Origin of the sequence: Sphingopyxis sp., assembly GCF_041916015.1 — a bacterium.
Lineage (GTDB): Bacteria > Pseudomonadota > Alphaproteobacteria > Sphingomonadales > Sphingomonadaceae > Sphingopyxis.
This window is the reverse complement of sequence record NZ_JAYSAH010000019.1, coordinates 32,076-44,452: the sequence shown is the minus strand read 5'-3', so window position 1 is coordinate 44,452 and position 12,377 is coordinate 32,076. Positions and strand designations below refer to the sequence as shown.

Sequence of the window (12,377 nt, the reverse complement as noted above, 5' to 3'; positions counted from 1 at the left end):
GGAGCAGAGTGATGAAGACAATCGCAACTTGGACCGCCCTCGCCCTGGCAACATCGCTGGCGGGCTGTACGGGGACCGCCAACAGCAACCGAAGCCTGGACTCGGTCCACCAGCCGGTCGTCCGCAACACCATCTATCAGTTCGACGTCGCGGTCGGCAGCGGCGACCTCGCCCCCAGCGAGCAGGGCCGTCTGCAGGGATGGCTCGACGCGATGGGCGTTCGCTATGGCGACCGGGTCGCGATCGAGGATCCGTCGGTCTATGGCGCGGGCGAAGCGCAATCGACGATCCGCACGCTGGTCGAACGCCGCGGCCTGCTGCTGAGCCAGGATGTTCCGGTCACGACGGGCGCGATTCCTTCGGGATATGTTCGCGTGGTTGTGACCCGCGCGTCGGCCCAGGTGCCAGGCTGTCCGGACTGGTCGAGCAAGTCGTCGATCAATTTCAACAATGCGACCTCGTCCAACTACGGCTGCGCGACGAACAGCAATCTTGCCGCGATGGTCGCGGATCCCAACGACCTGATCAAGGGCAACCGGGCAACGGTCAACGATCCGAACTCGGCAACGCGGGCCATCAAGACCTATCGCGAAAAGCCCCAGACGGGCGCCGGCGAACTCAAGGATACGGCAACCAGCAACAGCGGAGGCGGCAAGTGAACGCTCCTTTCAAAGCAGCCGGGCTGCGTGATCCCTTCAATGCCTTCGTCTGTGACGACGACACGCTGGAGCTGATCCGCGTCGCATCGGCCGACATGGGCTGGCCGATCGAGAAGTGCAACAAGGGCGGCCTTCGCAACGCCGTCCAGTCGCTCTCGGTGTCGGCGAGCCCGAACATCCTGTTCGTCGACATGTCGGAATCGGGAGATCCGATCAACGACATCAACGCACTGGCCGAAGTCTGCGAGCCCGGCACCGTGGTGATCGCGGCGGGTCAGGTGAACGACGTGCGTCTGTACCGCGACCTTCTGTCGAGCGGCATCCAGGATTATCTGCTGAAGCCGCTGTCGCTCGACCAGGTCCGCGAAAGCTTCACCATGGCGCAGGCCATGCTGTCGGCGCCGAAGCATGCCGACATCCACGACGACAAGCCGCATCACATGATGGCGGTCGTCGGCGTGCGCGGCGGTGTCGGCGCGTCGCTCGTATCGACCTCGCTGGCGTGGGTGATGAGCGAACAGGGCGATCGCCAGACCGCGCTGCTCGATCTCGACGTGCATTTCGGGACCGGCGCGCTCACGCTCGACCTCGAGCCGGGGCGCGGCCTGATCGACGCGATCGACAATCCCAGCCGCATCGATGGCCTGTTCATCGAGCGCGCGATGGTCCGCGCATCGGACAAGCTCAGCCTGCTGTCGGCCGAAGCGCCGATCCATCAGCCGGTGATGACCGATGGTTCGGCCTTCTTCCAGCTGGAAGAGGAACTGCGCAATGCCTTCGAGATGACGATTGTCGACATCCCGCGCCATGTCCTGATCCCTTTCCCGCACCTGGTGCAGGAAGCCGGCACGATCCTGCTCGTCAGCGATGTAACCCTGGCGGGCGCGCGCGACACGATCCGTCTGCTGTCCTGGTTCAAGCAGAATGTTCCGGGCGCGCGCGTGGTTCTTGTTGCGAACAAGTTTCAGACCGCGATCGGCGAACTTTCACGCAAGGACTTCGAATCGTCGATCGAGCGTCCGATCGACATCGTCATTCCGTTCGATCCCAAACTGGTCAGCCAGGCCGCGAAACTCGGCAAATCCTATGCCGAACTGTGCAAGGGAACCAAGGCGTCGCAGCCGTGGACGAGCCTGATGCGGACCATCGTCGATGGCGCCGACGAAAGCGCCGAGGACGCAGCCGTCGCAAAGGCGAAACCGAACGGCGGCTCGCTGCTCGGCAAGCTCGGCGGTCTTGGGACGCTGGTCGCGAAAAAGGGCGCAAAATAAGGGCACCGCGGCACTCCGGAACGCCGGATCGCCGCACACCCTGAAGCTGGAAGCCGATAAAGGGCCATCATGAACCTCGATCTGCCCATGATTCTGACCATCGCCGCCGCTGTCGTGGCGCTTGCGATGCTCGTCCTCGCTTTTGCCGGCCCCTCGGCGGGCAAGGCCAAGAGCCGCCGCCTGGCGTCGGTTCGCGACCGGCACGCCGCATCGACCGAAGCCGTCGTCGCCGCGCAGATGCGAAAGACGGTCCAGGCAGTCGGCGGACAAACGGGGACCACCCTCTCCAACCTGATGCCGCGCCGCGAGCTGATGGAAAAGCGTCTGCGCCGCACCGGCAAGAACTGGCACATCACCCAATATATGTTCTGGTGCATGGGCGTATTCGTCGCGGCGGCCGGCGGGCTGCTCGTCTTGCGCACGCCTTTCCTGCTCGCGGTGATGGCGGGCCTGATGGTCGGGATTGGCCTGCCGCACATGCTTGTCGGGCGGCTCATCAAGAAAAGGGTCAACGCATTCACCAGCCGCTTTCCGGACGCGATCGACCTGCTCGTTCGCGGTTTGAAATCGGGCCTTCCGGTCACCGAAACCTTCCAGGTCGTCAGCCACGAACTGCCGGGACCGGTCGGCGAGGAATTCAGGGCCGTCGTCGAACGCATCCGCATCGGTAACACGATGGAGGCGGCGCTCCAGGAATCGGCCGAAATGCTCGACACGGCTGAATTCCAATTCTTTTGCATCACCATTGCGATCCAGCGCGAAACGGGTGGCAATCTCGCCGAAACACTCGCGAATCTGTCGGATGTGCTCCGCAAGCGCGCCCAGATGAAGCTGAAGATCAAGGCGATGTCGTCGGAAGCCAAGGCGTCCGCCTATATCGTCGGCGCCCTGCCTTTCTTCGTGTTCGGCATCGTTTGGTCCATGAACCCCGAATATCTTGCGGGTTTCTTTTCAGAGCAGCGTCTGATGATCACCGGCCTCGGCGGACTCGTCTGGATGAGCATCGGTGCGTTCATCATGAAAAAAATGATCAGTTTCGAGATCTGAGGGCGGACGATGAACAGCAATCTTCTTCTTTCCGCCTTTTCGGGAGCGCAGCAGGGCCCGACGCTGATGGGCGTCGATGTCGTCTGGGCCGCGACGATGCTGGCGGCAGTCGGCGTCGGCGCGGTACTCTTCGCCATCTATGGCGCGCTGACCGTCCGCAATCCGATGGCGAAGCGCGTCAAGGCGCTGAACGATCGCCGCGAACAGCTGAAGGCGGGCATCACCGCTTCGACCGCGAAGCGCCGGGCGAAGCTGGTCCGCAAGAACCAGACCGCCGACAAGATGCGGACCTTCCTCGGCCGCCTGCAGGTCCTGCAGGAAGCTCAGATCAAGGAAGTCCAGCAAAAGCTGGCCCAGGCCGGCATCCGGTCCAAGGATCTGGCGGTCACCGTCATTTTCGGCCGCCTCGTGCTGCCGATCCTGTTCGGCGCGACCGCCTTCATCCTGATCTATTGGCTGGATATGTGGCCCGACATGACGCCGTTCAAGCGCGCCGGCTTCACCATGGCCGCGCTGCTTCTCGGCTATAAGGCGCCCGACCTGTTCGTCGATAACAAGCGGCAGAAGCGCACCGACGCGATCCGCAAGGGCCTTCCCGACGCGCTCGATCTGCTCGTCATCTGTGCCGAGGCCGGGCTGACCGTCGATGCCGCCTTCTCGCGCGTATCGCGGGAATTGGGCCGCGCTTATCCCGAGCTTGGCGAAGAATTCGCGCTGACCTCGATCGAACTCGGCTTTCTGACCGAACGCCGCCAAGCGTTCGAGAATCTCGCTTACCGCGTCAATCTCGAATCGGTGAAGGGCGTCGTCACGACGATGATCCAGACCGAGAAATATGGTACGCCGCTCGCCAGCGCGCTTCGCGTCCTGTCAGCCGAGTTCCGCAACGAACGCATGATGCGCGCCGAGGAAAAGGCCGCGCGCCTTCCCGCCATCATGACGGTGCCGCTGATCCTTTTCATTCTGCCGGTGCTGTTCATCGTCATTCTCGGCCCGGCGGCCTGTTCGCTCAAGGATGCGCTAGGCGGCGTCATGGGCTGACGCAAAGGCCAGTCCGGCCCGATGCAAAGGGGCGGGATTTTCCCGCCCCTTTTTCGTTTCATCCCACCGTCTGCTCGATCGCGCCGAAGATGCTGTGGTGGCGATCGTCGTCCATCCAGATGCGGACCGTGTCGCCCTTCTGCATGAACGGGGTCTTCGCCTCCCCCTGCAGGATGGTTTCGACGGTGCGGACTTCGGCAAGGCAGCTATAGCCCAGCCCGCCCTCGCCGATCGGTTTGCCCGGCCCGCCGTCCGCGTCGCGGTTCGAGACCGTACCCGACCCGATGATCGTCCCCGCGCCCAGATTGCGCGTCTTCGCGGCGTGCGCGATCAGCTGACCGAAATCGAAGGTCATGTCGATACCGGCATCGGCGCGGCCGAGCGGCTGGCCGTTGAGATCGACGCACAGCGTCCCGTGCAGCTTGCCGTCCTGCCAGCGCGCGCCGAGCGCCTCCGGGGTCACGAACACCGGCGACATCGCGCTCGACGGTTTCGACTGGAAAAAACCGAAGCCCTTGGCGAGTTCGGGCGGGATCAGCCCGCGCAGCGACACGTCGTTGGTCAGCCCGACGAGCAGGACGTACTCGCGCGCCGCGACCGCATCGATCCCCGCTGGCACGTCGCCGGTCACGACGACCACCTCGGCCTCCATGTCGCAACCCCACGCCGGATCGCCGAGCGGAATCGGGTCGCGCGGCGCCAGAAAGGCATCGCTGCCGCCCTGATACATCAGCGGGTCGTGCCAGAAACTGTCGGGCATTTCCGCACCGCGCGCCTGCCGCACCAGCGCGACATGGTTCACATAGGCGCTACCGTCGGCCCATTGATAGGCGCGCGGCAACGGCGAGGCTGCCTCATGCTCGTGAAACCGCTCTTTCGGAATCGCGTCGTGATTGAGGTCCTCGGCGAGCGCGGCGAGCCGCGGTGCCGCTTCGGCCCAATCGTCGAGCGCCGCCTGCAGCGTCGGCGCGATCTGGCCGGCGTCGGCATACCAGGCGAGGTCGTCAGAAACGACGACAAGCCGTCCGTCGCGGCCATGCTTGAGCGAAGCAAGTTTCACATCAATCCCTTTTGTCTGCGATGCGACCGCGCCGCCATCGCAGACAGGGAAGCGATGGTCAGCGCGGCATCTGGATGGAAGCGAAACAGGTAAAGCCGCTCTGCCCCGCCTGCAAGCGCCGGATATATTGCAGATAGGCCTGCGACTGGTTGTAGGTCGCGCCCGGCAGCGTCTGGCCGCGGAACGCGCGCTTGACCTCTTCGCCGGTGAAGGGGCGCGGCGAGCCCGGAAAGGCGCCCTTGGTCCCCGCAGGCACCAGCTTGCCCGACGCATCGATATATTTTCCGGCGCCCGACGGCCCCGGCACGGGAATCTGGCAGTTCATCACCGAGACCGCGGTCTGCGCGAAGGCGGGACGGATCGTCAGCGCCGCAGAGACGCCGGCCGCGCCGAGCGCCAGCATCTTGCGCCGCGAGGGAACGGCCTCGTCGCCAGACAGGGTGCTTTCGGGCGGAATGTCGCTGTTTTCCATGACCTCGCGCATAACCCAATGAGGCGGTGAGGAAAAGCGAAGACCGTTCCGTCTCGCCGCGCCATCCCGCTTTGAGACACCGCCGCGGAAAAGCGTAACCGCCGCGAACGGCCTTGCCACGAAGCTCCGCTTCGTGCGAGGCGCACCGGGATGTTCGATCGCCTGTCGAGTCTTGCCGTCGCGCTGACGCTGATCGTCGTGGCGATCATATTCGCCTCACTCGCGGGTGGGGACGCGCTATCGATCGCGATTCTGGCCCTGGCGGGGGGCATCGGGGCCGTGACCGTTTATACTGCGATCGCCCCCGCCGCGCCGGCCGTCATCGCTGACCATTCGCCTCCCCCCGAACCGGCCCGGATCTCGCTGCTCCGCCATCCCGATTTCGCACAATGGGTCGATCAGGAAAAGGAGCCGCTGATCGGCACCGCCGACAAGATCGTGACGATCGCCAATGACGCCGCGGTCCGCCTGCTCGGCCGCCATATCGTCGGCGCCGACATCCGCACCGCGATCCGTCACCCCGCCGCGACCGAATGGCTGTCGCAGGCGCACGGCGACGGGCCGGCCGAAACGCTCAACCTCGTCGACTTTCCGCGCCCCGGCCAGCATTGGACGATGCGCATCGCGGCCTTATCCGGCGGCGACCGGATCATCTTTCTGTCCGACCGCTCGGCGATCGACGCGGCCGACCGGATGCGGTCCGATTTCGTCGCCAACGCGAGCCACGAGCTTCGCACGCCGCTGGCGGCGATCCTCGGCTATGTCGAAACGCTGCAGGACATGAACGGCGACGCCGACCCGCCGACCCGCCACCGCTTCCTGTCGATCATCGAGCGCGAAGCCCGGCGGATGCAGCAACTCGTCATCGACCTCCTGTCGATTTCGCGCGTCGAGGCCGACCGTTTCCGGCGTCCGACGACGCCGGTCGATCTCGCCGCGATCGTGCGGAGCACCGTCGGCCAGCTCCGCGACAGCGAACAGGCCCGCCCAAGGGACGTCGTCACGCGAATCGACGACGCCCGCCAGCCAATGCTGGGGGACGAGGCGCAGCTCGCTCAGCTCGCGCACAACATCATCTCGAACGCGATGAAATACGGCCGACCCGGCACCCCGGTCACGGTCGAACTGGCACGCGAGGGCAAGCGCGTGCGTCTGTCGGTGACCGACGAGGGCGACGGCATCGCCCCCGACCATCTGCCGCGCCTGACCGAGCGCTTCTACCGCGTCGACGAAGCGCGCAGCCGATCGGTCGGCGGCACCGGGCTCGGCCTCGCGATCGTCAAGCACATCAGCGAGCGCCACCAGGGGCAGCTCGACATCGCAAGCGAGCTGGGCAAGGGCACCCGCGTGTCGGTGACCTTCCCGCTAAGCGGCGAGGCCTGAGCCCCTACTCGCCGTCGCGCCTCGCGCGGCGACGGCGCAGATAGATCAGCCCCGCGACGCTCAGCCCGAACAGGCCGACCATGCCCGGTTCGGGCACCGGAACGGGATCGCCGCCCGAACTCGACCCGCCGGACGATCCGCCCGACGAGGAACCGCCCGCCGGCGGCGGCGAATAATGGCCCGCATAGGTGCCGACGTGCATCTCGCCATTCTGCTTGAGGCTGCCGAACACGCCCGATCCCTGGATGTAATTGCGCGTCTCGGCATCGGCGAGCGGCGCAAGCACCGACCCGCCCCACGCGGTCGTGAGCTTCAAATCCTCGGCATCGGGGAAATTCCAGATCACATGCTCGCCAAGATTGTTCGTGCCGCCGAGGAAATTGTCGTTGAGGGTGATCGAGCGCCCGCTGACATTGACGATCGCGGTGTCGGCGCCGTTCAGGTTGAACTGGATCTCGCCGATCTTGTCGAGGTCGGCGGCGGTGATGTTGAACACCGCCATCCCCTTCGCATCGGGCTGCGCGGTGAAGACGCCGCGATTGCCTTGGACGCTGAACTGGCTGTTCGTCGCGAGCGTGCCCATCGCGAACGACAGGCTGCCCATGCTGTCGGCGAGCCGGGTCTTCTGCTGCTGGAGCTGAACCGTGAAGGCAGGGTCCGTGGCGCCGAGGTTCGAGACGACGGTGTTCTGGTTGACGTTGGTGTTGCTGATCGTCCCGCCGACCTTCACCGTCTGGGGTGCGCCGTTGAGATTGAAACCGCTGCTGACATTGCCGCCAACAACGGCGCCCGATCCGTTGTTGAGATTCTTGTGCCCGCCGGTGACATCGCCGACGACGGTCAGCCCAGCTTGGCCGTTGGCCGAGGGCGCGCCGCCGCGAATGTTGTAATTGGACGAATTGCCCGTGAGGTTCCCGCCGACGAACGTTCGTCCCTCGACCTCGGACGAGGATTCGAGATTGCCGAGGACGACGAGATTCCATTCCTTGAGCGCATCGATGCCGGTGACCGGCGATGCCGACTGGGCAAGAGCGGGCAAGGCCGCGAGCGACGCCGCGACGACCGCCGGGGCGAGGTAACGAAAGGCAAAGGGCACGGTAAAAACCTGTTTCAATGGGGGATTCGCCTGTTCCGGCGTTTCGGCCCCCTACTGCATTTCGCCCGCATTGACCATATCAGGCTTGTCCCGTTCCGGCACAGCCGATCCTTTCATTCCGCAGGCCGTGGCAAATCTGCGGCGGTATCAGCCGATCGTGTTCAGCAGGTCGCCGATCTTTCCGAACATCTCGTCGATCTCGCCCTTTTCGACGATCAGCGGCGGCGACAGCGCGATGATGTCGCCGGTCGCGCGGACGAGCAGACCGTTGTCGAAACAGGCGTGGAACAATTCCATTGCGCGCGCCGTCGGCGCGCCGGGGCGCGGTTCGAGCTCGATGCCCGCGACGAGTCCGGTCGTGCGGATGTCGATGATGTGCCTCCGGCCTTTCAGGCTGAAGGCCGCATCCTCCCAATAAGCGGCCAGTTCGTTCGCGCGCTCGAACAGCCCCTCGCGCGCATAGAGGTCGAGCGTCGCGAGCCCCGCCGCGCTCGCGAGCGGATGGCCGGAATAAGTATAGCCGTGCGCCAGCTCGATCCCGCCGGCAACGCTCTCGATCACCGCGTCGTGCAGTTCGCGCTTCACCGCGACCGCGCCCATCGGCACCGCGGCGTTGGTGAGCCCCTTCGCCATGGTGATGATGTCGGGGGTGACGCCCCACGCCTCCGCCGCAGTCGCAGCGCCGACGCGCCCGAAGGCGGTGATCACCTCGTCGAAGATCAGGAGGATGCCGTGCCGGTCGCAAATCTCGCGTAGCCGCTGGAGATAGCCGACCGGCGGAATGAGGACGCCCGTCGAGCCCGCCATCGGCTCGACGATCACCGCCGCAATCGTCTCGGCTCCGTGCAGATCGACGAGGCGCTGAAGATCGTCGGCGAGTTCGGCGCCATACTGCGGAAAACCGCGCGTGAAAGCGTTGCGCGCGAGGTCGTGCGTGTGCCGAAGATGATCGGTGCCCGGCAGCCCCTGCCACGTGCGGCGATTGCCGACGATCCCGCCGACGCTGATCCCGCCGAAGCCGACGCCATGATAACCGCGCTCGCGCCCGATCAGCCGGGTGCGCGTCCCCTGCCCCTTCGCGCGCTGGACGGCGAGCGCGATCTTGAGCGCGGTATCGACCGACTCCGACCCGCTGTTGGTGAAGAAAATGCGGTCGAGCCCCGCAGGCATCAGCGCCGCGACCCGCTGCGCGAGCTCGAATGGCAGCGGGTGACCGAGTTGAAAGGTCGGCGCGAAATCGAGCGTCGTCGCGGCCTTTGCGATCGCCTCGGCGATCTCGGGCCGGCAATGCCCGGCATTGCAGCACCAGAGGCCCGCGGTGCCGTCAAGGATCGTGCGCCCGTCGGCCGACTGATAGTGCATCCCGCTCGCCGACACGAGTTGGCGCGGGTTCGCCTTGTACGCGCGGTTGGCGGTAAAGGGCATCCAGAAGGAAGCCAGAACGTCATTGTCACCCTTCACCGCGATGCTCCTCTTCCCAAACATCGTCATTGCGAGGAGCCGAAGGCGGCGCGGCAATCCAGGGCGTGCGCGAACCGCTCGGGATTGCTTCCCCTGGCTCTCGCCGGGGTCGCAATGACGATGCTTAATCTGACGCCAGGCGGCTGCTCTGGCAATGCCCAAAACCCGCCCTCTGGCGCTCCGTCCGACTTCGCGATAGGCTGCGCGCATCCACAACCGGGTCGGCTTCTCGGCCCAATCGGGGGCGCATGTCAGTCAATCTGGAACAATGGATCAGCGACCACAAGATCGACGAAGTCGAATGTATCGTCCCCGACATCAACGGGGTCCAGCGCGGCAAGGTTCTGCCCGCCAGGAAGTTCCTCTCCTCGGTCAAGGACAAGTCGCTGCGCATTCCGGGCAGCGTCTTCATCTGCACCATCGACGGTCATTATCCGGAGGATATCGACGACATCTGGGACAAGGACCCCGACAAGATATTGCTCGCCGACCCCGACACGATTTGCGTCGCGCCGGGCTTCACCTCGCCGACCGCCTTCGTGATCGCCGATGCGTATAACGGCGACGGGACCGAGGTGGACATCGCACCACGCACGATCCTGAAGAGGGTGCTCGCCCTCTATGCCGACAAGGGCTGGAAGCCGATCATCGCGCCCGAGGTCGAATTCTATCTCGTCTCGCAGAACGCCGACCCCGATTTCCCCCTGACGCCCCCCGTCGGCCAGTCGGGACGCAGCGAGACCGCGAGTCAGCCATACGGGCTGGAGGCGATGAACGAATATGAGGACATCATCGATCATATCTATGACGATTGCGAGCTGATGGGGCTCGATATCGACACGATGATCCACGAAATGGGCGCGGCGCAGCTCGAGGTGAATTTCATCCACGGCGACCCGCTGCGCCTCGCCGACGAGGTCTTTCTATTCAAGCGCGTCGTTCGCAACGTCGCGAAGCAGCACGATGTCTATGCGACTTTCATGGCGAACCCGATGGCGGGCCAGCCGGGCAGCGCGATGCACATCCATCAGTCGATTGTCGATGCCGAGACCGGGCGCAATCTTTTCGCGACCGCGAACGGGCGCGACAGCGCGGCCTTCCGTTCCTATGTCGCCGGCCTCATCCGCTTCATGCCGCAAATCTCGCCGATGTGGGCGCCCAATGTGAACAGCTTCCGCCGGATGCGCCCCGACAGCGCGGCGCCGATCAACGTGCAATGGGGCGTCGACAATCGCTCGTGCGGGTTCCGCGTGCCGGTGTCGGACCGCCACAACCGCCGCGTCGAGAACCGCCTGCCGGGTGCCGACAGCAATCCCTATCTGGCGATCGCGGCGTCGCTCGTCTGCGGCTATATCGGGATGGTCGACCGCATGGTGCCGCCGAAACCGATCACCGGCAGCGCATACAACCGCGCGCGGACCCTGCCGCGCACGCTGGAGGCAGCGCTCGACCGCTTCGCCTCGTGCAAGAAGGTCCGCAATCTGCTCGGCGACGATTTCTTTGAAATCTTCTTCGCGGTAAAGGACTATGAGCTGTTCAACTATCAATCGGTGGTGTCGAGCTGGGAACGCGAACATCTGCTGATGCGGGTTTGATCCGCCTACGGCCATGACCGATCCGCTGAGCCATAGCTATTATGCGGCGACCGCGCACGCATGGCACCCGCGCCCCGACCAGGGCGACGACCGTTGCGATGTTGCGGTCATCGGCGGCGGCTTTACGGGACTCAGCGCGGCGCTCGCCTGTGCAGAGCGGGGTTTTTCGGTCATTCTCGTCGAAGCCGAACGAATCGGTTTCGGAGCATCGGGACGCAACGGCGGGCAATTGATACCCGGCCTGCGCTGGTCGGCTTCGGAACTGGAAGCGGAATTCGGCAGCGAGCGCGCCGATGCGCTGTTCGACCTCTGCTGGCGCGACAACCGGGTGAAGGCGAGAATCGCAAAATACGGCATCGCCTGCGACCTGAAGGCCGGACATCTGGAGGCGGCATGGACGCCCAAGGATTTTGACGCGATGCAGCAAGAAGCGGACTGTCTGGCGAGACGGTTCGGTTATGACAGCCAAACTGTCGAAAAGGCTGACATGCCCGCGCATATCGCGAGCCCATTATACCACGGCGGCATTTACGATCCGCAAGGCGGGCATTTTCATCCGCTGAACTATGCCGTCGGCCTGGCAAAAGCCGCGGAGGCAGCGGGCGTCCGCATTCGGGAAAATGATCGGGTACATGTAATCGATCGATCCTGTTGCGACCCTATCGAACTCATCACCGAACGAACAATCATCGGCGCCCGCTATGTGATCGATGCGACCGATAGCTGGATCGGCGATCTTGAACCCGATCTCGGCCGCTACACGGTGCCGATCATGAACTATAATATCGCGACCGAACCGCTCGCGAACGCCGATGAACTGCTGCCCAGCAACGCCGCGGTCGCCGACAGCCGGTTCGTGCTCAACTATTTCCGCCTCTCGGCCGACAAGCGCCTGATCTTCGGCGGCGGCGAGCGCTATTCGCAAACGCCGCCGCGCGACATCGCGGCCTTCGTGCGGCCGTTCATGGCGGAGGTCTTTCCGCAGATCGCTAATGCGAAGATCGACTATGGCTGGGGCGGCGCGGTCGCGGTGACACGGAACCGGCTGCCGCATATCGGGCGGCGCGGGAACGTCTTTTTCGCGCACGGCTTTTCGGGGCATGGCGCGCTGGTGACGACGCTCGCAGGCGAGTTGATCGCCGAGGCGATGGCGGGAACCGCCGAGCGGTTCGACATTCTCGCCAGCCTGCCGTCGCAGCCCTTCCCCGGCGGGAAATGGCTGCGCCGACCGCTCGCCACGCTCGGATTGCTCTGGTATGCGCTGCGCGACCGATTGGGGTAAGGAGCGAAAC

Annotated in this window: 11 protein-coding genes; 7 read left to right on the top strand and 4 right to left on the bottom strand. The window is 64.9% G+C overall.

The genetic code is table 11. From position 1 onward, the window contains the following. Window positions 1-11: 11 nt before the first annotated feature. The 4 genes from ACE3SL_RS03045 to ACE3SL_RS03030 all read left to right on the top strand — a co-directional run bounded on the left by ACE3SL_RS03045 (window position 12) and on the right by ACE3SL_RS03030 (window position 4,018). On the top strand, window positions 12-659 hold the full coding sequence (locus tag ACE3SL_RS03045; protein WP_374524285.1) for a CpaD family pilus assembly protein: 648 nt from the start codon (window positions 12-14) through the stop codon (window positions 657-659). Next, the gene (locus tag ACE3SL_RS03040; RefSeq protein ID WP_374524284.1) at window positions 656-1,930 is read left to right on the top strand and encodes a CpaE family protein; all 1,275 of its coding nucleotides are present in this window, start codon (window positions 656-658) and stop codon (window positions 1,928-1,930) included. Before ACE3SL_RS03045 ends, ACE3SL_RS03040 begins: the two co-directional genes overlap by 4 nt. Window positions 1,931-1,999: 69 nt before the next feature. Next, entirely contained in the window at window positions 2,000-2,977 is a 978-nt protein-coding gene (locus ACE3SL_RS03035) for a type II secretion system F family protein (protein ID WP_374524283.1), read from the top strand. A gap of 9 nt (window positions 2,978-2,986) precedes the next feature. Further along, the gene (locus ACE3SL_RS03030; protein ID WP_374524282.1) at window positions 2,987-4,018 is read left to right on the top strand and encodes a type II secretion system F family protein; all 1,032 of its coding nucleotides are present in this window, start codon (window positions 2,987-2,989) and stop codon (window positions 4,016-4,018) included. A 58-nt stretch (window positions 4,019-4,076) separates the two neighbouring features. On the opposite strand, the gene ACE3SL_RS03025 is transcribed toward ACE3SL_RS03030, so the two are convergent. Together ACE3SL_RS03025 and ACE3SL_RS03020 are read right to left on the bottom strand one after the other, a co-directional pair. Next, window positions 4,077-5,078 carry a fumarylacetoacetate hydrolase family protein gene (locus ACE3SL_RS03025; RefSeq protein ID WP_374524281.1) on the bottom strand — a complete coding sequence of 334 codons (1,002 nt, stop codon included), beginning with the start codon at window positions 5,076-5,078 and terminating at the stop codon, window positions 4,077-4,079. Between the two features lie 58 nt (window positions 5,079-5,136). Beyond that, window positions 5,137-5,550: a hypothetical protein gene (locus tag ACE3SL_RS03020; protein WP_374524280.1), complete on the bottom strand. Its 414-nt coding sequence runs from the start codon at window positions 5,548-5,550 to the stop codon at window positions 5,137-5,139. A gap of 150 nt (window positions 5,551-5,700) precedes the next feature. Here ACE3SL_RS03020 and ACE3SL_RS03015 point away from each other — a divergent pair, with 150 nt between their 5' ends. Continuing rightward, on the top strand, window positions 5,701-6,933 hold the full coding sequence (locus ACE3SL_RS03015) for an ATP-binding protein (RefSeq protein ID WP_374524279.1): 1,233 nt from the start codon (window positions 5,701-5,703) through the stop codon (window positions 6,931-6,933). A 4-nt stretch (window positions 6,934-6,937) separates the two neighbouring features. Here the strand turns inward: ACE3SL_RS03015 and ACE3SL_RS03010 are convergent, their stop codons facing one another. Then, the gene (locus tag ACE3SL_RS03010; RefSeq protein WP_374524278.1) at window positions 6,938-8,047 is read right to left on the bottom strand and encodes a choice-of-anchor A family protein; all 1,110 of its coding nucleotides are present in this window, start codon (window positions 8,045-8,047) and stop codon (window positions 6,938-6,940) included. A 129-nt stretch (window positions 8,048-8,176) separates the two neighbouring features. Further along, a complete protein-coding gene (locus ACE3SL_RS03005; RefSeq protein WP_374524320.1) occupies window positions 8,177-9,514 on the bottom strand; it encodes an aspartate aminotransferase family protein in 1,338 nt (445 codons plus the stop codon). Between the two features lie 224 nt (window positions 9,515-9,738). On the opposite strand from ACE3SL_RS03005, the gene ACE3SL_RS03000 reads away from it, so the two are divergent. Both ACE3SL_RS03000 and ACE3SL_RS02995 read left to right on the top strand, forming a co-directional pair. Next, the gene (locus tag ACE3SL_RS03000) at window positions 9,739-11,085 is read left to right on the top strand and encodes a glutamine synthetase family protein (protein ID WP_374524277.1); all 1,347 of its coding nucleotides are present in this window, start codon (window positions 9,739-9,741) and stop codon (window positions 11,083-11,085) included. 13 nt (window positions 11,086-11,098) lie between these two features. Then, window positions 11,099-12,367 (top strand): NAD(P)/FAD-dependent oxidoreductase, encoded by a 1,269-nt coding sequence (locus tag ACE3SL_RS02995; protein WP_374524276.1) that lies wholly within the window; start codon window positions 11,099-11,101, stop codon window positions 12,365-12,367. The last annotated feature ends 10 nt before the right edge of the window (window positions 12,368-12,377 follow it).